21 protein-coding genes are annotated in these 20,520 nt (G+C 57.6%); 15 read left to right on the forward strand and 6 right to left on the reverse strand.

Features of this window, described 5'->3' with window-relative positions; genetic code table 11:
* Window position 1: 1 nt before the first annotated feature.
* The 8 genes from M2407_RS19970 (at window position 2) to M2407_RS20005 (ending at window position 6,825) form a co-directional block, all read left to right on the forward strand.
* On the forward strand, window positions 2-667 hold the full coding sequence (locus M2407_RS19970) for an amino acid ABC transporter permease (RefSeq protein WP_259219016.1): 666 nt from the start codon (window positions 2-4) through the stop codon (window positions 665-667).
* Window positions 667-1,323 (forward strand): amino acid ABC transporter permease, encoded by a 657-nt coding sequence (locus tag M2407_RS19975; RefSeq protein WP_046374437.1) that lies wholly within the window; start codon window positions 667-669, stop codon window positions 1,321-1,323. The genes M2407_RS19970 and M2407_RS19975 overlap by 1 nt, the downstream gene beginning before the upstream one ends.
* A complete protein-coding gene (locus M2407_RS19980) occupies window positions 1,304-2,047 on the forward strand; it encodes an amino acid ABC transporter ATP-binding protein (RefSeq protein ID WP_044548464.1) in 744 nt (247 codons plus the stop codon). Before M2407_RS19975 ends, M2407_RS19980 begins: the two co-directional genes overlap by 20 nt.
* A 63-nt stretch (window positions 2,048-2,110) precedes the next feature.
* Complete coding sequence (locus M2407_RS19985) at window positions 2,111-3,352, forward strand: alanine--glyoxylate aminotransferase family protein (RefSeq protein ID WP_046374436.1); 1,242 nt, start codon at window positions 2,111-2,113, stop codon at window positions 3,350-3,352.
* Window positions 3,352-4,626, forward strand: a complete 1,275-nt coding sequence (gene hpxK, locus M2407_RS19990) for an allantoate amidohydrolase (protein WP_259219019.1) — start codon at window positions 3,352-3,354, stop codon at window positions 4,624-4,626. The genes M2407_RS19985 and hpxK overlap by 1 nt, the downstream gene beginning before the upstream one ends.
* Window positions 4,607-5,107, forward strand: a complete 501-nt coding sequence (gene uraD / locus M2407_RS19995; protein WP_259219021.1) for a 2-oxo-4-hydroxy-4-carboxy-5-ureidoimidazoline decarboxylase — start codon at window positions 4,607-4,609, stop codon at window positions 5,105-5,107. The genes hpxK and uraD overlap by 20 nt, the downstream gene beginning before the upstream one ends.
* On the forward strand, window positions 5,100-5,435 hold the full coding sequence (gene uraH / locus M2407_RS20000; RefSeq protein WP_046374433.1) for a hydroxyisourate hydrolase: 336 nt from the start codon (window positions 5,100-5,102) through the stop codon (window positions 5,433-5,435). Before uraD ends, uraH begins: the two co-directional genes overlap by 8 nt.
* A gap of 37 nt (window positions 5,436-5,472) precedes the next feature.
* The gene (locus M2407_RS20005) at window positions 5,473-6,825 is read left to right on the forward strand and encodes a nucleobase:cation symporter-2 family protein (RefSeq protein ID WP_020825355.1); all 1,353 of its coding nucleotides are present in this window, start codon (window positions 5,473-5,475) and stop codon (window positions 6,823-6,825) included.
* A 39-nt stretch (window positions 6,826-6,864) separates the two neighbouring features.
* Here M2407_RS20005 and M2407_RS20010 read toward each other — a convergent pair whose 3' ends face one another.
* The gene (locus M2407_RS20010) at window positions 6,865-7,638 is read right to left on the reverse strand and encodes an amidohydrolase (RefSeq protein WP_129982477.1); all 774 of its coding nucleotides are present in this window, start codon (window positions 7,636-7,638) and stop codon (window positions 6,865-6,867) included.
* On the reverse strand, window positions 7,626-8,786 hold the full coding sequence (locus M2407_RS20015; RefSeq protein ID WP_259219023.1) for a pyridoxal phosphate-dependent aminotransferase: 1,161 nt from the start codon (window positions 8,784-8,786) through the stop codon (window positions 7,626-7,628). Before M2407_RS20015 ends, M2407_RS20010 begins: the two co-directional genes overlap by 13 nt.
* Before the next feature lie 162 nt (window positions 8,787-8,948).
* Between M2407_RS20015 and M2407_RS20020 the strand changes: the two genes are divergently transcribed.
* Genes M2407_RS20020 through M2407_RS20030 form a run of 3 tightly spaced genes read left to right on the forward strand, consistent with a single transcriptional unit; the run spans window position 8,949 to window position 10,788 of the window.
* Window positions 8,949-9,563, forward strand: a complete 615-nt coding sequence (locus M2407_RS20020; RefSeq protein WP_128864368.1) for a methylthioribulose 1-phosphate dehydratase — start codon at window positions 8,949-8,951, stop codon at window positions 9,561-9,563.
* On the forward strand, window positions 9,560-10,249 hold the full coding sequence (gene mtnC / locus M2407_RS20025) for an acireductone synthase (protein ID WP_116691228.1): 690 nt from the start codon (window positions 9,560-9,562) through the stop codon (window positions 10,247-10,249). Before M2407_RS20020 ends, mtnC begins: the two co-directional genes overlap by 4 nt.
* Entirely contained in the window at window positions 10,246-10,788 is a 543-nt protein-coding gene (locus M2407_RS20030; RefSeq protein ID WP_128864369.1) for an acireductone dioxygenase, read from the forward strand. The genes mtnC and M2407_RS20030 overlap by 4 nt, the downstream gene beginning before the upstream one ends.
* A 13-nt stretch (window positions 10,789-10,801) precedes the next feature.
* On the opposite strand, the gene mtnA is transcribed toward M2407_RS20030, so the two are convergent.
* Window positions 10,802-11,830: an S-methyl-5-thioribose-1-phosphate isomerase gene (gene mtnA / locus M2407_RS20035; RefSeq protein WP_020825361.1), complete on the reverse strand. Its 1,029-nt coding sequence runs from the start codon at window positions 11,828-11,830 to the stop codon at window positions 10,802-10,804.
* 144 nt (window positions 11,831-11,974) lie between these two features.
* On the opposite strand from mtnA, the gene mtnK reads away from it, so the two are divergent.
* On the forward strand, window positions 11,975-13,174 hold the full coding sequence (gene mtnK / locus M2407_RS20040; RefSeq protein WP_020825362.1) for an S-methyl-5-thioribose kinase: 1,200 nt from the start codon (window positions 11,975-11,977) through the stop codon (window positions 13,172-13,174).
* 85 nt (window positions 13,175-13,259) lie between these two features.
* Here the strand turns inward: mtnK and M2407_RS20045 are convergent, their stop codons facing one another.
* Entirely contained in the window at window positions 13,260-13,412 is a 153-nt protein-coding gene (locus tag M2407_RS20045) for a Hok/Gef family protein (RefSeq protein WP_041414251.1), read from the reverse strand.
* Window positions 13,413-13,700: 288 nt separating this feature from the next.
* Window positions 13,701-16,157 carry an acyl-CoA dehydrogenase FadE gene (fadE, locus tag M2407_RS20050; protein ID WP_198639687.1) on the reverse strand — a complete coding sequence of 819 codons (2,457 nt, stop codon included), beginning with the start codon at window positions 16,155-16,157 and terminating at the stop codon, window positions 13,701-13,703.
* A gap of 245 nt (window positions 16,158-16,402) precedes the next feature.
* Here fadE and lpcA point away from each other — a divergent pair, with 245 nt between their 5' ends.
* Both lpcA and M2407_RS20060 read left to right on the forward strand, forming a co-directional pair.
* A complete protein-coding gene (gene lpcA, locus M2407_RS20055) occupies window positions 16,403-16,984 on the forward strand; it encodes a D-sedoheptulose 7-phosphate isomerase (RefSeq protein ID WP_004949058.1) in 582 nt (193 codons plus the stop codon).
* Between the two features lie 97 nt (window positions 16,985-17,081).
* Complete coding sequence (locus M2407_RS20060) at window positions 17,082-17,888, forward strand: class II glutamine amidotransferase (RefSeq protein WP_020825364.1); 807 nt, start codon at window positions 17,082-17,084, stop codon at window positions 17,886-17,888.
* Here the strand turns inward: M2407_RS20060 and dpaA are convergent.
* Window positions 17,820-18,590: a peptidoglycan meso-diaminopimelic acid protein amidase gene (dpaA, locus tag M2407_RS20065; protein ID WP_020825365.1), complete on the reverse strand. Its 771-nt coding sequence runs from the start codon at window positions 18,588-18,590 to the stop codon at window positions 17,820-17,822. The two genes, M2407_RS20060 and dpaA, sit on opposite strands and share 69 nt — an antisense overlap.
* A 577-nt stretch (window positions 18,591-19,167) precedes the next feature.
* Between dpaA and M2407_RS20070 the strand changes: the two genes are divergently transcribed.
* Window positions 19,168-20,517, forward strand: coding sequence for a Na(+)-translocating NADH-quinone reductase subunit A (locus tag M2407_RS20070; RefSeq protein WP_048759715.1), 1,350 nt, complete (start codon window positions 19,168-19,170; stop codon window positions 20,515-20,517).
* Window positions 20,518-20,520 lie beyond the last annotated feature (3 nt).

Genomic DNA, 20,520 nt, shown 5'->3' on the forward strand with positions numbered 1-20,520 from the left:
GATGACCTATCAGCTAAATTTTCCCGCGCTGTGGCCCTATCTGCCGGAGCTGTTGGCCGGTTTGCTAACCACGGTTGAGTTGACGGCACTGGCCACCCTGATGGGCGTTGCGCTGGGGATTTTCGGGGCGGCGATCCGCAGCGGCAAAGCCAACCTGTTTAGCCGTGCCTGGGGGATTTACGTCGAGGTGGTGCGCAACACGCCGTTCGTGGTGCAGCTGTTCTTCATTGTCTTTGGTCTGCCGAGCCTGGGGTGGAAGCTGACCGCCGGGCAGGCGGCTCTGTTGGCGATGGTGATTAATCTGGGCGCCTACAGCACCGAAATTATACGCGCAGGCATTCAGGTGACGCCGAAAGGGCAGTGGGAGGCCGGGCGGGTGCTGGGCTTTAGCCGCAGCCAGACATTTTTGCGCATCGTGTTACCGCCTTCGCTGCAGCGCATTTACCCGGCGTTGGTCAGCCAGTGCATTATCGTCATGCTGGGCTCGTCGGTGGTGTCGCAGGTGTCGTTCGAAGAATTGACCTTTGCCGCCAACCTGATCCAGTCGCGCACCTTCCTCAGTTTTGAGGTGTATTTAGTGACGGCGTTGTTCTACCTGCTGCTATCGATACTGATGCGCCAACTGTTGCTGGCCGCCGGCCGCCGCTTTTTAGGGAGCCAGAACTGATGCTGACTTTTACCGACTGGGACATTGTGCGCAACCTGCTGCTGGCCGCGCGCTGGACGCTGTTGCTGTCGCTGACGGCGTTCTTTGGCGGCACACTGGTGACGCTGCCGCTGTTATTGCTGCGCCTGAGCAAGCGCCGGTGGGCCCTGCGTTTTGTCCGCTGTTATTCAGAGCTGTTTCAAGGCACGCCACTGCTGATGCAGCTGTTCCTGGCCTTCTTTGGGCTGGCGCTGTTCGGCATTGATGTTAGCCCCTGGGCCGCTGCGGCACTGGCACTGACGCTGTTTACCAGCGCTTTTCTGGTGGATATCTGGTCCGGCAGCATCGCCGCGTTGCCCAAAGGCCAATGGGAAGCGTCGCGCTGTCTTGGGCTGAGCTTCGGCCAGACCCTGGTGCGGGTAGTGGTGCCACAGGCGGTTCGCATTGCCATTGCGCCGACCGTCGGTTTTTCAGTTCAGGTGATCAAGGGCACCGCGTTGGCGTCGATCATTGGTTTTGTCGAACTGACCAAGGCAGGCACCATGTTAAACAACGTCACTTATCAACCCTTTAAAGTGTTCGGCCTGGTCGCGCTGGGCTATTTCCTGATGTGTTACCCGCTGTCGCGCTACAGCCATTATCTGGAGAGGAAGTTCCATGCCGCTCATCACAATTAATCAGGTTCAAAAATATTACGGCCAGAACCACGTGCTGAAGGGCGTGGATCTGGATATCGATATGGGCCAGGTGATTTCGATTATCGGCCGTAGCGGGTCGGGCAAGAGCACCCTGTTGCGCTGCATCAACGGGCTCGAGGGGTACCAGGAAGGCAGCATCAAACTGGGTGGCATGACCATCACCGACCGTGATTCGCAGGCGCGTGAGATCAGTCGCTCCATTGGCATGGTGTTCCAGAACTTCAATCTATTTCCCCACATGACCGCGTTGGAAAACGTGATGTTGGCACCGCGTCGGGTGCTGAAGAAAAGCCCGGCGGAATGCCGCGAGCTGGCGGAAGAGATGCTGAACAAGGTTGGGCTGGGTGAGCGGATGCATTATTCCCCGGCTAACCTTTCCGGGGGGCAGCAGCAGCGGGTGGCGATTGCCCGGGCGCTGGCGATGAACCCGAAGGTGTTGCTGTGCGACGAAATCACCTCGGCGCTGGATCCTGAGCTGGTGGGCGAGGTGCTGAAAGTCCTGGAGCAGTTGGCCAAAGAGGGTATGACGCTGATTCTGGTGACCCATGAAATGAACTTTGCCCGTGAGGTCGGTGACCGGGTGGTGTTTATGCACCAGGGCAAAGTGTGGGAGCAAGGCGACAGCCGCACGCTGTTCGCCAATCCGCAAACGCAGGAATTAAAACAGTTTATTGCTTCAGTTCGCGGCCTGTCCGAGGCGTGATATGCCATGAGGCGTGTGCTGAGTTCTGAGTTTACTGAGTTATTAAGCTGGTAAGGAATTAACATGTTGGATATTACCCAGTTCGATCAGATTAACCCACCTGCCCGTCTGCTGATGGGGCCAGGGCCGATCAACGCCGATCCGCGCGTGCTGCGTGCCATGTCTAGCCAGTTGATTGGGCAGTATGATCCGGCAATGACCGGCTACATGAATCAGGTTATGGAGCTGTATCGCGCGCTGTTTCGTACCGAAAACCGCTGGACGATGCTGATCGACGGCACCTCCCGTTCGGGCATCGAAGCGATGCTGGTCTCCTCCATCCGCCCCGGCGACAAAGTGCTGGTGCCGGTGTTTGGCCGTTTTGGCCATTTGCTGTGTGAAATTGCCCGCCGCTGTCGTGCCGAAGTGCACACCCTCGAGGCGCCGTGGGGGGAAGTGTTCAGTGCCGATCAGATTGAAGATGCGATCAAGAAGGTGCGTCCGCGTCTGCTGTTGACGGTGCAGGGAGACACTTCGACCACCATGCTGCAGCCGCTGGATCAACTGGGGGATATCTGCCGCCGCCACGGCGTATTGTTCTATACCGACGCGACCGCATCCTTCGCCGGTAACCCGCTGGAAACCGATGCCTGGGGGCTGGACGCGGTATCCGCAGGCCTGCAGAAATGTCTGGGTGGTCCGTCCGGCAGTTCGCCGGTCACCCTAAGCCCGCAGTTCGAAGAGATCGTCCGCCGTCGCAAGTGCGTGGAGCAGGGGATCCGCACAGCCGACCATGCCGACGGCGACGATGAGATGATCTACTCCAACTATTTTGATCTCGGCATGATCATGGATTACTGGGGCCCCGAGCGTCTGAATCACCACACCGAAGCCACCAGCATGTTGTTCGCCGCGCGCGAATGTGCCCGGGTGATCCTGGAAGAGGGGCTGGATAACACCATCGCTCGCCACAGGCTGCACGGCGCGGCGATGCTGGCCGGCATTCAGGGCATGGGGCTTGAGGTGTTCGGCGATCTCGATAACCGCATGAACAACGTGTTGGGGGTGGTGATCCCGCCGCAGGTGCATGGCGAGCAGGTGAGGCAGATGATGCTCAATGATTTTGCCATCGAGATTGGCACTTCGTTTGGCCCGCTGCAGGGCAAGATTTGGCGCATCGGCACCATGGGCTACAACGCGCGTAAAGACTGTGTGCTGCAAACCTTGACTGCGCTGGAAGCGGTGCTGAACCGTCTGGGTTTCGCCAGCAAGCAGGGGGAAGCGCTGCAGGCGGCCTGGAACACCTACGACGACGGGAGCCGGTGATGGCGTTGCGGTTAACCGTCCAGGAGGCGGAACAGGCGGCCGCACGGGTGATGGCGCGTTGCGACGCGCTGGCGGCGATCAGCGCTACGCCAGGCCAGCTGACGCGGGTTTATCTGTCGCCGGAGCATCGGCGCGCCAACCTGTTGGTAGGCGACTGGATGCGCAGTATCGGTATGCGGGTCTGGCAGGACGCCGTTGGCAATGTTTGTGGCCGCTACGAAGGTCAAACGCCAGGTGCGCCCGCGCTGTTACTCGGTTCGCATTTGGATACGGTGCGCAATGCCGGCCGTTATGACGGCATGCTCGGCGTATTGACCGCCTTGGAGGTGGTGGCGCATTTGCATCAGCAGCAGCGGCGTCTGCCGGTGGCGGTTGAAGTGATTGGCTTTGCCGATGAAGAAGGGACGCGATTTAGCGTCGCCCTGCTGGGCAGCCGGGGCATTACCGGCCAGTGGCCAGCCGAGTGGTTGGCGCGGACTGATGCCGAGGGCATCAGCGTGGCGCAGGCGTTGCGCGAGTTTGGCCTGGATCCGGCGGCGGTGGTTGAGGCGCGGCGAGCACCAGGTGATATCTGCGCTTATCTGGAATTGCACATTGAACAAGGGCCTTGTCTGGAGGCCGCCGATCTGGCTCTGGGCGTGGTGACGGCGATTAACGGCGCGCGTCGACTCCATTGCACCTTTAGCGGCGAGGCAGGCCATGCAGGCACCGTGCCGATGGGGCAACGCAAAGACGCCTTGGCGGCCGCGGCAGAGTGGATGGTGGCGGTTGAAGCAATAACCCGTACCCGCGATGAACATTTGGTGGCGACTGTCGGCTGTATCGAAAGTCTTCCGGGGGCGGTCAACGTCATTCCCGGTGAGGTGAAACTGTCGCTGGACGTTCGCGGCCCGCAAGATGGCCCGCTGGCGGCATTGCTTACGCAGCTGTTGGAACGGGCGCAGGAGATCTGCGCACGTCGCGGATTAGGTTTTGCCAGCGAGGAGTTTTATCGCATAAACGCAACGGAATGTGATGCAGATTTGCAGCAACGTTGGCAGCAGAGCGTGGCGGCGGTGCAGGGGAGCAGCATGGCTTTGCCCAGCGGTGCCGGGCATGACGCGATTGCCGTGGCGGCTTGCTGGCCGGTGGGCATGCTGTTTGTCCGTTGCGATCGCGGCATCAGCCATCATCCGGCCGAAGCCGTAAGCCAGGCCGACGTGGCGCTGGCTATTCAGGCCTACTGCCAGACGGTGGCCAGTTGGGAGAACACCGATGAATCTGCAACAGTTTAATCAATTGCCCGTGGCGGAAGCCGAGCGATTGCTGCAGCCCTGCGTGAACATTGCGAGTTGGATAGCTTCAGTGATTGCGGCCCGGCCGTTCAGCAGCAGCGATGCCGCGTTGGCGGTGGCCTGGCAGGCGGCGCAGCGTTGGCGACCTGAAGAGGTCAGCCAGGCATTGGCGCAGCACCCGCGTATTGGCGAACGTGCCGCAGGCCAGGGGAAAGAGGCGCAGTTCTCCAAGCGTGAACAGTCGGCGGTCAATGCCCGGGATCCGGAATTGGCTCAAGCGCTGCTGGTGGGCAACCGGCGTTATGAACAGCAATTTGGCCAGGTGTTTTTGATCCGTGCCGCCGGCCGAGATGGGCGAGCCATTCTGAGTGAGCTGGAACGACGCTTGAGCAACGACGTGGAGCAGGAGCGGCAGGAAACCGCCGAACAGCTGCGCGAAATCGTGATGCTGCGTTTTAAGGAGTTACTGAGCGATGAGTAATATCAGCACCCATATTTTGGATACCTCCCTGGGTAAACCGGCGGCAAAGGTGCGAGTCTGGCTGGAGCGGGAACAGCAGGGGCAATGGCGGGCGATAGCCGAAGGCACCACCGATGCCGATGGCCGCGCCCGTGAGCTAACGCCGGATGAGCTGCCCGCGGGTCATTACCGCCTGCATGCCGACGTGGGCGGTTACTTTACCGCAGACAATCGTGAAACGTTATACGCCACGGCGATCATCGATTTTGTCATCAAGGATGCGGCGCAGCATTACCATTTACCGCTGCTCATCAGCCCGTATTCCTATTCAACCTACCGGGGCAGCTAGACGCCCTTAGCGGTTAACCCGCATTGACGAGGTATCTATGGCTCTGTCTCAGGATAAGGGCGCGGCTTCGTGCTGCCCGGAAGATGAAAAATTGCCGCTGGCAAAAACCTTCGCCTACGGCCTGCAGCATATTCTGACCATGTATGGCGGCATCATAGCGCCGCCCTTGATCATAGGTTCTGCCGCAGGGTTAGACGCCGCGCAAATTGGCCTGCTGGTGACGGCAGCGCTGTTTGTCAGCGGTTTGGCGACGTTATTGCAAACGCTTGGTGCGCCGGGTTTCGGCTCTCGTTTGCCGTTGGTGCAGGGCGTTTCCTTTGCGGGAGTCGCGACCATGGTGACCATAGTCACTGGCGACGGCGGGTTGCCTGCGGTGTTTGGTGCGGTGATCGCGGCGTCGTTGATTGGGTTACTGATCGCGCCGTTTTTCTCGCAGATTATTCGCTATTTCCCGCCGGTGGTGACCGGCACCGTGGTGACGGTGATTGGGCTGTCGCTGATGCCGGTGGCGGTACGCTGGGCGATGGGGGGCAACGCCAAGGCCGCAGATTGGGGATCAACCGGAAATATTGGCCTGGCGGCTTTCACACTTGCGGTTATTTTGTTGCTGAACAAGGTGGGTTCCCCGGCGTTAAAACGGTTATCGGTGCTGCTGGCGATGGCTGTCGGCTGTGTGGCGGCTGCGTGGGTGGGTAAGCTGAGCTTCGCTGCCGTAGGCCACGGGCCTTGGCTGGCATTCCCCGCGCCTTTTGCCTACGGTTGGCCAACCTTCGAACTGAGCGCAGTGCTATCCATGCTGTTGATCGTACTGGTATTACTCACGGAAACCACCGCCGGGCTGATGGCCGTCGGTGAAATTGTCGGCTCGCCGGTGAATGCGCGCCGTATCGCCAACGGGTTGCGTGCCGATATGTTGTCCAGCGCCCTGTCGCCGGTATTCAATTCGTTTCCGCAAAGCTCGTTTGCCCAGAATATCGGGCTGGTGGCGATCACCGGCGTGAAGAGCCGCTTTGTGGTCAGCGCCGGCGGGGCGATTCTGGTGCTGCTGGGGCTGTTGCCGGTCCTGGGGCGACTGGTGGCCTGCATTCCGCTGCCGGTCTTGGGCGGCGCGGGTGTGGTGCTGTTCGGCTCGGTGGCCGCCAGCGGCATCCGCACTCTGGCCAAGGTTGAGTATAAGGACAACATGAATCTGGTGGTGGTAGCGACGGCGATTGCCTTCGGCATGATCCCTATCGTGATGCCGACCTTTTACGATCAGTTTCCGAACTGGGTGCGTACTTTGCTGCATTCGGGCATCAGTGCCTCGTGCCTGGTGGCGTTGTTGCTGAACCTGTTGTTTAACCGCATTGGGGGGACAGAAGAAAAAGCGGCGGAAGAAGAGCTTTCCTGAAGCAACGGGCGCGGTGTACCGGTACCGCGCCCGAAATGCTTAATCGTGGCGCAGGAAACTGTCGGCATCCCGCCAGGCCGGGAAGGCACTGCGATAGCTTTGCAGGGTTTCCAGCGACAGTTCCGCGTCAAGCCTTGCGGCAATGCCGGGTTCCGCCTGCGCCAGCGTTTCGCCCTGCGGGCTAAGGATCAGGCTGTCACCGCTGTAGTTCAGACCGTTGCCGTCTTCGCCGACGCGGTTGCAGCCGGCCACGTAGACCTGATTCTCAATGGCCCGTGCCGCCAGCAGCGTTTGCCAGTGTTTGCTGCGCGGTGCCGGCCAGTTGGCGACGTACAGCGCCAGATCGTAATCCTGCTGGTAGCGAGACCAGACCGGAAAACGCAGGTCGTAACAAATTTGCGGCAGGATGCGCCAGCCGCGCCATTCGAAGATTTCACGCCGTTTGCCTGCCTGATAGTGCAGGTGTTCACCCGCCATGCGGAACAAGTGGCGCTTATCGTAGGCATGCACCCGGCCGTTGGGCTCCACCAGCAGGAAACGGTTAACCGCGCCCTCGGCGGTTTTCAGCGCCACGCTGCCGCCAACCAGCGCGTTGTTTTTGTTCGCCCAGCCGTGCAGCCAGTCAATCACCAGCTGTTCCGGCAGCGCACTTTCCCCGGCATCCATGGCAAAACCGGTAGTAAACATCTCCGGCAATACGATCAGATCGCGGCCGCTTAAGGGGGCCAGCAAGGCGTCAAAATGTTGCAGATTGGCTTGGCCATCTCGCCACACTAGGGGTTGCTGCAACAGGGTAATTTTTAAAGTCGACATAACCGCTCCGCAGCTGCATCCAGCGTGGCATCCTGTTTAGCGAAGCACAGCCGGATCAATTTATGAGGGAAAGGATCGGCACAGAAGACCGACAGCGGGATCGCCGCCACGCCTACGTGCTCGGTTAACCAATGACAGAATGCCACGTCGTCCAGATCCGAGACCGCGCTGTAATCCGCCAGTAAGAAGTATGTCCCTTCGCAGGGTAAAATTTCCAGTCGGCTACTGGACAGCGCCTGCACGAAACGGTCGCGCTTGGCGCGGTAAAACGCAGATAGCTGCTGCCAGTGTTCCGGTTCGCTGCGCAGCATATCGGCCAGCGCCAACTGTGCCGGGGTGTTAACCGAGAAGGTCAGGTACTGGTGTACCTTGCGCACTTCCGCACTCAGCGCTGCCGGGGCGACGCAATAACCCACTTTCCAGCCGGTCATGTGGAAGGTTTTGCCGAAGGATGACACCGCAATGGCGCGTTGACGCAGCTGCGGGTGGGCCAGCACGCTGGCATGTCCCCCTTTGGCGAAACAAATATGCTCATAGACTTCATCGCTGAGCACATAGATTTCACGCTCGCTAATGGCATGCCACAGCTGTTGCATATCTTCCGCCTGCCAGGCGGTGGCGGAAGGGTTGTGCGGCGTATTGAGGATCACCAGGCGGGTGCGGGGCGACAATAATTCTTCGAACTGTCGCCAATCGACGCTAAAGGCCGGTGGCTGCAGCGCAATGCGTTTCAGCGTACCGCCGGACAAGGTGACCGCCGGCGCATAGCTGTCATAGCTGGGATCGAAGCAAATTACTTCATCTCCCGGACGCACCAACGCGCTGATGGCGGCGAACAGCGCTTCGGTAGCCCCAGCCGTGACGGTAACTTCGGTGGTCACGTCCGGCAGCCAGCCATACAGCGCCGCCGTTTTCTCGGCGATGGCTTCGCGCAGAGACGCGACGCCGGTCATCGGTGCATATTGGTTTGCGCCCTGGCTGACATGCCAGGCCAGACGCTCTTTCAGGTAGTCCGGGCCATCGAAATCGGGGAAACCCTGAGACAGGTTGATTGCCTGATGCTGCGCTGCCAGCGCGCTCATCTGGGTGAAAATGGTGGTGCCCAGAGCGGGCAGTTTGCTTTCGGGAATCAATGCTGAAGTGCTCATAGCAGGCTAATACTCCTGGCGCTTATGTTGCCGTCAATATAACACGATGTTAGTATTTGGCAATCAAGACGCTTAGATGGCTAAATGAAGAAAAAATCTAATCATTAATCAAATCATTCTAAGCTTCACCTGCTGGACGACCTTACTGACCGGGAAACGATAATGACCGAAAATCCGCAACTTACAGCGCTGTTGTCTGCCTGTCACTGGATTGGCGAAAAGGGCTGGTGCCCGGCGACCGGCGGCAACATGTCGCTGCGTCTTGATGACCGACACTGTCTGGTGAGCGAATCCGGCAAGGATAAAGGCAGCCTGAGCGAATCGGATTTCCTGCTGGTGGAAACCGCCACCAACCATGTGCCGAGTGGCCGCACACCCTCGGCGGAAACCGGCCTGCATACCTTGATTTACCGGCTGTACCCGCAGATTGGCGCGGTGTTGCATACGCATTCGGTGAATGCGACAGTGTTGTCACGCGTTGAATCCAGTGAGCGTTTGGTGTTGCAGGGCTATGAGATGCAAAAATCTCTCGCCGGGCAGAGCTCTCATCTGGATACCGTAGCGATCCCCATTTTCGACAACGATCAGGACATTCCGCGCTTGGCCGCGCGCGTCGCGGCCTATTCCGAAGTGACGCCATTGCAGTACGGTTTTCTGGTGCGGGGTCACGGCCTGTATTGCTGGGGCTGCCAGGTTGCGGAGGCTCGTCGTCACCTTGAAGGGCTGGAATTCCTGTTCCAGTGCGAACTGCAACGCCGTTTACTGGAGGCAAAATGATCCGCGCCATCGTCACTGACATTGAAGGTACCACCAGCGATATCCGCTTTGTTCATCAGGTGCTGTTTCCCTATGCGCGTGAACGTTTGGCACCGTTTATCCGTCAGCACCAGGCAGAGGCTGAGGTGGCTGCGCCGCTGGCTGCCTTGCGTCATGAGATTGACCAACCGCAGGCGGATATTGAGCAGCTTATTGCCGCGCTCTACCGTTTTATGGACGAAGATCGCAAATCCACCGCGCTGAAGGCACTGCAAGGCATCATCTGGCGCAGTGGTTACCACAACGGTGATTTCCGCGGGCATTTATACCCTGAAGTGGCCGGGCAGCTGAGCGCCTGGCAGCAGCAGGGGCTGAAGCTATACGTTTACTCTTCTGGCTCGGTGGAAGCCCAGAAACTGCTGTTCGGCAACAGTGATGCCGGCGATCTGCAGCCATTGTTCAGCGGATATTTCGATACCCACGTCGGGGCCAAGCGTGAAACCGCCTCGTACCGCAATATTGCCAATGAAATCGGTATCGCCGCCGACGAGCTGCTGTTCCTTTCCGATATTCATCAAGAGCTGGATGCCGCGCGAGCCGCCGGTTGGCACACCTGTCAGCTGATCCGCGACGACGCCGATGCGCAGAGCCAGCACCCGCAGGTTAACCGTTTTGATCACATCGATTTAGGGGAGTTTGCCTCATGAGTGGATTGACGATTTTCAGCGATAAAGAGCCGCAGCAGCCGCTGTGGCAGAGCCGCGATGCCGAAGCTATTCAGCTGCAACTGGCACAAATCGGCGTGCGTTTTGAACGCTGGCAGGCCGATCGTGAACTGGGTGACAACCCGGAACCGGCGGCGGTGATTGCCGCTTACCAGCATGAAATTGATCGTCTGGTGGCGGAAAAAGGCTACCAGAGTTGGGATGTGATCAGCATGCGTCCGGACAACGCCCAGCGCGAAGTGCTGCGCGAGAAGTTTCTTTCCGAACACACCCATGGTGAAGATGAAGTGCGGTTTTTTGTCGAAGGCGCGGGGTTGTTCTGTCTGCATCTGAACGGCAAGATCTACCAGATCCTGTGCGAGAAGAACGATCTGATTTCAGTGCCGGCAGACACTCGCCATTGGTTTGACATGGGATCGGCGCCGAATTTCACGGCGATCCGCGTGTTCGATAACCCGGAAGGCTGGGTGGCACATTTCACCGGCGATAAAATCGCCGATGCTTATCCGCGTCTCAACTGATACTGCGCGGGCGTTAGCCTAACGCCCGCTGGAAGATCCCATCATTGACCTGCTGTGGTGTAATCACACCGCTGTCAAACACCCAACCGCTGATAAGCTTCGCCGGCGTGACGTCAAACGCCGGGTTGTAAACCTGCGCATCGGTTGGCGCCCATTGGCATGAGCCAAAACTGCCCGACACACCGGTCACCTCAGCTGCGGCGCGCTGCTCGATAGGGATGGCTGCGCCGTTCGGACAGTGGGGGTCGTGCGTTGTATGCGGGGCGGCAACGTAGAAGGGGATGTTGTGGTAATGCGCCAGGACTGCCAGGCTGTAGGTGCCTATTTTATTGGCAACGTCACCGTTGGCAGCGATGCGATCGGCACCCACCCATACGGCGTCGACCTGGCCCTGCGCCATCAGGCTGGCAGCCATGGAGTCGCAAATCAACCGATAAGGAATACCCAGTTCGCCCAGCTCCCAGGCGGTCAAGCGGCCACCCTGCAGCAGCGGCCGGGTTTCATCCACCCACACCTGCTGCACTTTGCCCTGCTGATGGGCGCGTAGTAGCACGCCAATGGCAGTACCGACGCCAGCGGTCGCCAAGCCACCGGTATTGCAATGGGTCAGCAGGCGACTGCCGGGTTTTACCAGTTCGGCTCCGTGGTCGGCAATGCGATCGCACAATTTGCGGTCTTCTTCCACTAGCCGCAAGGCTTCTTCCACCATCGCCGCCACCCAGTGCGGTTGCGCCAGCGCCAGCTTCATGCGGTCCAGATTGTTCATCAGATTGACCGCCGTCGGCCTTGAAGCACGCAGAGTGATCAGTGCCTGCTCAAGCTGTTCACGCGGCAGCCCACGTTCTGCCAACAGGGCCAACAGCAGGCTGGCGGACAGGCCGATCAGCGGTGCGCCCCGCACCCGCAAGGTATGAATATGATCAACCAGTTCCTCTACGCTGTCGCAGGTTCGCCACTGTTTTTCCTGCGGCAAAGCCTGCTGATCGAGGATCCAAAGTCGGTTGTCACGCAGGGTCAAACTGGTGGTGTTAAGCGCTTGCATCGGCGGTTAATTCCTTGTTGCGTAGTTATTGCATCTGGAAAGCTATTCTGCCAACATGACTTCCAGATGTATAGACGTCCAAATGCTTTTACGTCTAAAAAATAATAATCGATGTGTCAGAGAGACAGGAAAGAGGGGTTGGGAATGTCGCATTATCGTACGTTTACTGCTGCCGATGCCGTTGAGTATGCTCGCCAATACGGGCAGTTAGCCGATCCGCAGGCGCTGGTGAGCGCTGACGAGATTGGTGACGGCAATCTGAACCTGGTGTTCAAGATCCGCGATCGTGACGGTGTGAGCAGGGTGATCGTTAAACAGGCGCTGCCGTATGTACGCTGCGTGGGCGAATCCTGGCCACTGACCCTGGATCGGGCACGGATCGAAGCGGAAACTCTGTTGATCCACGGCGGTTTTTGCCCAAGACATACGGTAAAAGTGTTGCATCATGATCCCGAGTTGGCGGTGATGGTGCAGGAAGATCTTTCCGACCACCATATCTGGCGCAGTGAATTGCTCAAGGGCCACTATTACCCGCTGGCGGCCGGGCAATTGGCGGAATATTTGGCGCAGACCCTGTTCCATACCTCCGACTTTTATCAGACGGCACAGGCAAAAAAGGCCGAAGTTAGTCGCTTCACCAACCCTGAACTGTGCCAGATCACCGAAGATCTTTTCTTTACCGATCCCTATATCGATCATGAGCGTAATCAGTTTGACCCGGTGCTGCTGCCCCAGGTGCTAGAGCTGCGTAGCGATTCCGCGTTGAAACTGGCGGTGGCTGGACTGAAACATCGCTTTCTGAGCAAGGCGGAAGCGTTGCTGCACGGCGATATCCACAGCGGCTCAATTTTTGTTGCGGAAGGCAAGTTGAAGGCGATAGACGCCGAGTTTGGTTTCTATGGGCCGATCGGGTTTGACGTCGGCAGCGCCTTGGGCAATCTGTTGTTGAACTACTGCGGTCTGCCGGGACTGTTAGGGCCGCGTGACGCCGCCGCCGGGCGAGAACAACGCCTGCAGGATGTGCGCGAACTCTGGCTGATTTTTGCCGATCGCTTCCTGGCGCTGTGCCACCAATACACTCGTGAGCCGGCGCTGGCGGTGCCAGGTTACGCCGAGCAGTTCCTGCAGCAGGTGTGGACGGATGCGGTAGGTTATTGTGGCAGCGAACTGATTCGCCGCACTATCGGTCTGGCACACGTGGCCGATCTGGACAGTATTAGCGATGCCGAGATGCGTGCAGAATGCCAGCGCCACGCATTGAGCCTTGGCCGAGCGCTGATCGTTAATGCGTCGCAGATCGAACATATCGATGCACTGCTGGCGCGCATTCGCCAAAACGGCTAGCAGCCTGACGGATACGGCGAGGAAGGGTGCTCATGGATCTGTCGTAACAACCAACAGGCGGGGCGAGCCCCGCCGTTGGGTTGCCTTACCGTTCGGGTTCGTAAGCCAAAATGGCTGCAACCTCCGTGTCCCCCAGTTTGATGCGCAATTCACACAGTGAACCGCGAGTGATCCACATCAGCGCGATAAGCGTTATGCAGATAATCATCAGCCTAAGAACGACCCGTTCCTGCTGCATTTTTGACCTCCTTATCCTTGCCTTCCGGCGGGTAAGAGGCTAACCTGACGTTGCTTAGACGTTCAGAGTGGCCTCGGGTTGATGTATCGACTCGGGGCCTTTCTCTTTCTATCCTCGACTAAACTCAAGCTCCGGACAGAAAGATCCAGAGCACCCACCGGCAGTCTATCCGATAATCCCCAGGGTTAAATTAGCCGTTCTGGTAACGTTGCGAACGGCTGCGCATTTCTCAGTGGAAATAAAAAAGGGGCGATGATTATCGCCCCTGAGTGCACGTGTTTATTGCCGTTACGCGGCTTCGGTATGCTTCTGGCGCTTATCCTGCTTTAGCGGCTTTTCCGGCTTGCTGGCCGCCAGCGCATCCGGCTCGAAATCATCCACGTTGATGGAACGCAGACGGCTCTCTTCGGCTTTCACCAGGATCTTCGCTTCATCGGCGCTGATTTTGCCTTCTTCCAGCGCCCGTTGTGCCAAACGATCCAGTCGGGTGAATGGCAGGTTTTTACCACTCTCCTTACACAGACGCAGGTGAATCGGCTCTGCGGCAATCACGTCCGCCAATGCGGCTTCCAACAGGCCTACCGGGTTATGCTCGCTCGGCGTCAGATACTGACCGCGCCCCAGACGGCTACGTGTGGCAGACGGCTGTTGGAGGATCTTGGCCAATTGGTGATCCAGACGGTCAGAAGGTGCAGTATGCACGCGGCCGAACGGGAAGATCACGAAGCGCATCGCACCGGCGATAAAACGGTTCGGGAAGTTGCGCAGCAGATCGTCCAACGCTTGTTCCGCCTGGTGCAGACTGTCCTGCACGCCCCAGTGGACCAGCGGTAAATCTTCTTTCTGACGGCCTTCATCTTCAAAACGTTTCAGCGTAGCGGAAGCCAGGTACATTTGGCTGAGAATATCCCCGAGACGAGCGGAGATACGCTCGCGGCGCTTCAGGCTGCCGCCCAGCACCCCCATAGAAACGTCCGACAGCAGCGCCAGGTTAGCGCTCAGGCGGTTCAACTGCTGATAATAGCGACGAGTCGCGTCTTTGGTCGGTGTACCACTGGTGCGGCCGTTGGTCAGGCCCAGCCAGAAGCTGCGCACCTTGTTGCTGCCTACATGGCCCAGATGGCCGAACAGCGATTTATCGAAGGCGCTCAGGTCGTTATTTTGCGCTGCCGCCATTTCATCCAGTACATAAGGATGGCAACGGATAGCGCCCTGACCGAAGATCATCATGGTACGGGTCAGGATATTCGCGCCTTCCACCGTGATGGCGATAGGCGCGCCCTGATAGGCACGGGCCAGGAAGTTGGATTTGCCCAGCATGATGCCTTTACCGCCGGCAATATCCATTGCATCGATGATTGCCTGCTGGCCTCTGTGGGTACAGTGGTATTTCACGATGGCCGACAGCACCGCCGGTTTCTCGCCCAGCATCAGGCCGCTGGTGATAAGCGTAGCCGCGGCATCCATCACATAGGTGTTACCGGCGATACGCGCCAGTGGCTCTTCGATGCCTTCCATTTTGCCGATCGAGATTTTGAACTGACGGCGGATATGGGCGTAAGCGCCAATGCCCAATGCCATGGATTTTACGCTACCGGTGGAGTTGGAAGGCAAGGTGATGCCACGGCCTACCGACAGACATTCAACCAGCATGCGCCAGCCCTGACCGGCCATTTTTGGCCCGCCAATGATGTAATCGATAGGTACGAACACGTCGTTACCGCGGGTAGGGCCGTTTTGGAACGGCACGTTCAGCGGGAAGTGACGGTTACCGATTTCAACGCCCGGAGTGCTGGTTGGGATCAGCGCACAGGTGATGCCCGGTGATTCGTTATTGCCCAGCAGGTGGTTCGGGTCATAAAGTTTGAACGCCAGGCCCAGCACGGTCGCCACCGGTGCCAGCGTGATGTAGCGCTTGTTCCAGGTCAGGCGCATGCCCAACACCTGCTCGCCTTGCCACTCACCCATGCAGACGGTACCGACATCCGGAATAGCGCCGGCATCGGAACCCGCTTCCGGACTGGTCAGGGCGAAACAAGGGATCTCGTCGCCGCGCGCCAGGCCCGGCAAGTAATGATTTTTCTGCTCGTCAGTCCCGTAATGCTGCAGCAGTTCGCCCGGACCGAGGGAGTTGGGCACGCCAACGGTGATCGCCAGGATACCAGAAACGCCAGCCAGTTTTTGCAGCACGCGAGCCTGAGCATAAGGAGAGAAGTCCAGGCCGCCGTACTCTTTCTTGATGATCATCGCGAAGAAGCGGTGTTCTTTCAGGTACGCCCACAGTTCCGGCGGCAAATCGGCCAGTTCGTGGGTGATCTGGAAGTCGTTGGCCATGCGGCAAGCTTCTTCCACCGGGCCGTCAATAAACGCCTGCTCTTCGGCGGTCAGCTGCGGTTTCGGGTAATTATGCAGCTTGTTCCAGTCCGGCGTCCCGCGGAACAGATCGCCTTCCCACCAGGTGGTACCGGCTTCGATCGCTTCCTTTTCGGTGGTGGACATAGGCGGCATTACCTTGCGGAACGCACGCAGCGCCGGTGCAGACAGCATCGAACGGCGCAGTGACGTGATGTTCAGCGGCAGCAGGATAATCGCCAGCGGCAGCAGCATCCAGAAGGTCCAAAGACCGATGGCGCCCATGGCGGCGGTGTATGCCAGCAGGATAAGGCTACTGAGGGTGAGGTTCACTCGGTGATAGAACACCACACCAATGAGTGCCAGTAAAACAACAATACTAAGAACCATCATAAGAAGCTCCAAAGTGGCAAGAGGTCTGACCTGTTGTGTGTATGTAATAGGTTTTAGTACAAGCCCATATTTTTATCAATGCATTTACAGTTTAATTACAACTTAAGTCACAATCTGACCGCACCAATCATCAAAAACCTCAGCGGCACCTCAACGAAGGCGCTGTTTGACTCAGAGTGCTTCTCGGTTTTTCCCCGATCCGGTACACTGCGGGGCGGAAGATTGACGATAACAAGAGGTTCCTCATGTACCACGACCTTATTCGCAGTGAACTGAACGAAGCGGCCGATACCCTGGCGAAATTTATCAATGACGATGCCAATATCGACGCCATTCAACGCGCGGCAGTGCTGCTGGCCGATTCCTTCAAAGCCGGTGGGAAAGTCATTTCCTGCGGTAACGGTGGCTCCCACTGTGACGCCATGCACTTTGCCGAAGAGCTGACCGGCCGCTACCGTGAAAACCGCCCAGGCTATCCGGCGATTGCCATTTCCGACGTTAGCCACCTGTCTTGCGTCAGCAACGACTTCGGCTACGAGTATGTGTTTTCACGCTATGTGGAAGCGGTAGGCCGTGAAGGCGACGTACTGTTGGGCATTTCCACCTCAGGCAACTCCGGCAACATCATTAAAGCTATCGAAGCGGCGCGTGCCAAAGGGATGAAAGTGATCACCCTGACCGGCAAAGACGGCGGCAAAATGGCCGGTTCCGCAGACGTGGAAATCCGCGTGCCGCACTTCGGTTACGCCGATCGCATCCAGGAAATTCATATCAAAGCGATCCACATCTTGATTCAGCTGATCGAAAAAGAGATGGTTAAGGCTTAACGGCTTTAGGGGGCGCACTGCCCCCGCTAATATTGTATTGGGGTGCGCGTGCTGCGCTCCAATAGACGGCGTCAGGGTGGTTAAGGAGTGGCAAGCGATGTGTGAACTGCTCGGGATGAGCGCAAACGTACCGACCGATATTTGCTTTAGCTTTACCGGGCTGGTTCAGCGCGGTGGCCGTACCGGGCCACATAAAGATGGTTGGGGCATTACCTTCTATGAAGGGAACGGTTGCCGCACGTTTAAAGATCCCCAGCCGAGTTTCGACTCGCCGATCGCCCGTCTGGTGCAAGAATATCCGATTAAGTCCTGTGCGGTGGTTTCGCATATCCGCCAGGCTAATCGCGGTGAAGTGGCGCTGGAGAATACCCACCCTTTTACCCGTGAGCTGTGGGGCCGTAACTGGACCTACGCGCACAATGGCCAATTGAAAGGTTATCGCCAGTTGGAAACCGGCAACTTCCGCCCGGTCGGCCAGACTGACAGCGAATATGCTTTCTGCTGGTTGCTGCACCAGCTTTCCCTGAAATACCCTCGTACCCCGAGCCGTTGGCCGCCGGTATTCCGCTATATCGCGCTGTTGGCGGATCAACTGCGTCAGAAAGGGGTATTCAACATGCTGCTGTCGGACGGGCGCTTTGTGATGGCGTACTGTTCCACCAATTTGTATTGGATCACGCGTCGTGCGCCATTCGGCAAAGCGACGTTACTCGATCAGGACGTGGAGATTGATTTCCAGCAGCAGACCACACCCAACGATGTGGTCACGGTGATTGCCACCCAACCGCTGACGGCGAATGAAACCTGGCACAAGATTGCGCCAGGCGAATTCGCGTTATTTCACTTCGGTGAGCGGCTTGGCCTGAGCGAAGGGATTGGTGCTGACAGCGGGAGCCGTGGTTGACGCATACTGCGTCATCTGGCTGCTGCTCATCAACGGTTGGCCCAGCACGTACTGACCGTTGGATACCCCCACCATTGGCGGTTGATGGTTTTTGACGAAGTAGTCATAACCCGGCTTCAACTGGCGCCAAAAAGCGATGTAGTTAGACGAACTGTGTCGCTTCAGGTTTTGATCGGTCATGCGGAACGGGTAGATACTGATATCAATCCGGCTCTGACCATAAGCGAACGCGGCTTCGACATAACGATAAATCTCATCCATATAGGTGTTGGTCATCGCGTAACACCCAATTGATTTGCATTCACCGTGGATCATCAGATAAGCGCCGGAATACCCCTGTGATTTATCGTAATCATTAGGGAAGCCGATATTTATTGCCCGATAATACTTACTGTCGGGTTTCAGATGGCGCGAGTCGACGCTATAAAAGCCTTCCGGACTTTTAAAGTCACCTTCACGACGTTTCGGGCCCAGGCCGCCGGAGAAATTGCAGATAGGGAAAGAGTTCACCAGGCGGAATTCATTGCCCATTTTGGCATACAACTCCAGCGTGCGTTCTTCTTTGAATATCTGAATATAAACCGGTGAACCCACTAATTGCTGCTTAACCACCGGCGCCTCGGGAACCTGCTCGCTGGCGCTGCAGGCCGTGATCATCGGCATAGAAAAAAGCATCGCAAACAACAACGCGATTTTGCTCATTATTATTCCTGCTTATATTTATCTGCTGGCTCAATGTAGACATGGCCAACATGCCACTGATTATTGTTTTACGGTCTTAAAACACCGTCAGATTACCAGCGTGTTCTTTTTTAGCAATATGCGATGTGTATAAAAAAACTACAAACTTCGATAAAAGTGAATCGACAGGCAGATTTTAACGATTAGTGGTGTAAAACAGCGAAAATTTAATTGCGTTTGCTTGACTCAGGTCACTGCCCAGCGCAGAAAAATGTTGTGAAAAATGTTAATATCCCGGCTCGAATTAATCTGCTGTTACGTCCGCAGAATGAGGTGTTGAGCTTACTTCTCGGGGGGATTGAATCACCCCTGCGGCAACAAAGTATTAACAGCGTTTTTAGCGCGCAAAAATGGATCCAGGAGTTATCAACGGAATGTTCGCGACCCCATTTTGTCAGTGCGAAAGATTTCATGTTGAGCGTGATGCCGTTGCGCTTAACCCAGAGGCTGCTAATGCAGTCTCATCATCCAGGTATCGTCAGCACCAGCCTCTGGGGCCGGTAAGACGTGTGAAACTAACCAACATCGTATAAATCTTATGATTAAAATCAGAAAAGGGTTAGATCTGCCCATTGCCGGAACACCGGTTCAGGCAATTCATGACGGCCCAATCATTCAGCATGTCGCCCTGCTTGGGGAAGAATACGTCGGAATGCGCCCGTCCATGCTGGTGCAGGAAGGCGATAGCGTTAAGAAAGGTCAGGCGCTGTTCGAAGATAAAAAGACCCCCGGCGTATTCTTCACTGCGCCAGCCAGCGGCCGCATCGTAGCCATCAACCGTGGTGAACGGCGCGTTTTGCAGTCGGTGGTGATCGCCATCGAAAATGGCGGTGACGAACAGCTGGAGTTTGCCCATTACCCGATGGCGGAACTGGCCATGTTGCCGCGCGAGCAGGTCGAAAGCGAACTGATCGCCAGCGGCTTGTGGACGGCGTTGCGCACCCGCCCTTTCAGCAAAACCCCTGTACCGGGAACGACGCCGCGTGCCATTTTCGTTACCGCCATGGACAGCCAGCCGCTGGCTGCCGATCCGTTGGTGATCATTACCGAACAGCTGGCGGCATTTAACGCCGGGTTATCGGTATTGGCACGCTTGACCGACGGTAAAGTCCACGTCTGTCACGCATCAGGTGCGAACCTGGGCAAGCAGCCGGATGCACAGGTGACCTATAACGAGTTTGCTGGCCCGCATCCTGCCGGGTTGGTGGGTACCCATATCCACTTCCTCGAACCGGTCAGTTTGAAAAAAACCGTCTGGCATATCGGTTATCAGGACGTGATTGCTATAGGGACGTTGTTCACTACCGGCAAGCTCGATACCGATCGGGTGGTGGCGCTGGCCGGCCCGCAGGTGGAACAGCCGCAGCTGCTGCGTACCCGCCTGGGGGCCAGCCTCGATGAACTGACCGCCGGCCGTCTTAAAGCCGGTGAAAACCGGGTGATTTCAGGCTCGGTGCTGAGCGGTACCCACGTCGCCGGCCCTAACGCCTATCTTGGCCGTTTCCACTCGCAGGTTTCCGTGCTGGAAGAAGGGCGTGATAAACAGCTGTTCGGCTGGATCGCGCCGTCGCCGGATAAATTCTCTATCACCCGCACCACGCTGGGCCATTTCCTGAAAAACAAGCTGTTCGCCTTCTCGACCACCACCCACGGTGGCGAACGCGCCATGGTACCGATCGGCAACTATGAGCGGGTGATGCCGCTGGACATTCTGCCGACGCTGCTGCTGCGTGACCTGCTGGCGGGTGACAGCGACAGTGCACAGGCGCTGGGCTGTCTGGAGCTGGATGAAGAAGATCTGGCGCTTTGCACCTTCGTCTGCCCCGGCAAGTATGAATACGCTCCGGTGCTGCGCGACGTGCTGACCAAGATTGAGCAGGAAGGATAACCG

Origin of the sequence: Serratia sp. BIGb0234, from assembly GCF_024809915.1 — a bacterium.
Taxonomy (GTDB): Bacteria; Pseudomonadota; Gammaproteobacteria; order Enterobacterales; family Enterobacteriaceae; genus Serratia; species Serratia liquefaciens.

Bases quoted from the DNA above. Each gene is read 5' to 3' on its own strand.
- lpcA (WP_004949058.1), top strand. From the start codon at position 16,403: ATGTACCACGACCTTATTCGCAGTGAACTGAACGAAGCGGCCGATACC.
- M2407_RS20005 (WP_020825355.1), top strand. From the start codon at position 5,473: ATGGCTCTGTCTCAGGATAAGGGCGCGGCTTCGTGCTGCCCGGAAGAT.
- M2407_RS19980 (WP_044548464.1), top strand. From the start codon at position 1,304: ATGCCGCTCATCACAATTAATCAGGTTCAAAAATATTACGGCCAGAAC.
- M2407_RS20060 (WP_020825364.1), top strand. From the start codon at position 17,082: ATGTGTGAACTGCTCGGGATGAGCGCAAACGTACCGACCGATATTTGC.
- M2407_RS20030 (WP_128864369.1), top strand. From the start codon at position 10,246: ATGAGTGGATTGACGATTTTCAGCGATAAAGAGCCGCAGCAGCCGCTG.
- M2407_RS19970 (WP_259219016.1), top strand. From the start codon at position 2: ATGACCTATCAGCTAAATTTTCCCGCGCTGTGGCCCTATCTGCCGGAG.
- M2407_RS19975 (WP_046374437.1), top strand. From the start codon at position 667: ATGCTGACTTTTACCGACTGGGACATTGTGCGCAACCTGCTGCTGGCC.
- mtnK (WP_020825362.1), top strand. From the start codon at position 11,975: ATGTCGCATTATCGTACGTTTACTGCTGCCGATGCCGTTGAGTATGCT.
- uraH (WP_046374433.1), top strand. From the start codon at position 5,100: ATGAGTAATATCAGCACCCATATTTTGGATACCTCCCTGGGTAAACCG.
- mtnC (WP_116691228.1), top strand. From the start codon at position 9,560: ATGATCCGCGCCATCGTCACTGACATTGAAGGTACCACCAGCGATATC.
- fadE (WP_198639687.1), bottom strand. From the start codon at position 16,157: ATGATGGTTCTTAGTATTGTTGTTTTACTGGCACTCATTGGTGTGGTG.
- M2407_RS20045 (WP_041414251.1), bottom strand. From the start codon at position 13,412: ATGCAGCAGGAACGGGTCGTTCTTAGGCTGATGATTATCTGCATAACG.
- dpaA (WP_020825365.1), bottom strand. From the start codon at position 18,590: ATGAGCAAAATCGCGTTGTTGTTTGCGATGCTTTTTTCTATGCCGATG.
- M2407_RS20015 (WP_259219023.1), bottom strand. From the start codon at position 8,786: ATGAGCACTTCAGCATTGATTCCCGAAAGCAAACTGCCCGCTCTGGGC.
- M2407_RS20070 (WP_048759715.1), top strand. From the start codon at position 19,168: ATGATTAAAATCAGAAAAGGGTTAGATCTGCCCATTGCCGGAACACCG.
- uraD (WP_259219021.1), top strand. From the start codon at position 4,607: ATGAATCTGCAACAGTTTAATCAATTGCCCGTGGCGGAAGCCGAGCGA.
- M2407_RS20010 (WP_129982477.1), bottom strand. From the start codon at position 7,638: ATGTCGACTTTAAAAATTACCCTGTTGCAGCAACCCCTAGTGTGGCGA.
- M2407_RS20020 (WP_128864368.1), top strand. From the start codon at position 8,949: ATGACCGAAAATCCGCAACTTACAGCGCTGTTGTCTGCCTGTCACTGG.
- hpxK (WP_259219019.1), top strand. From the start codon at position 3,352: ATGGCGTTGCGGTTAACCGTCCAGGAGGCGGAACAGGCGGCCGCACGG.
- M2407_RS19985 (WP_046374436.1), top strand. From the start codon at position 2,111: ATGTTGGATATTACCCAGTTCGATCAGATTAACCCACCTGCCCGTCTG.
- mtnA (WP_020825361.1), bottom strand. From the start codon at position 11,830: ATGCAAGCGCTTAACACCACCAGTTTGACCCTGCGTGACAACCGACTT.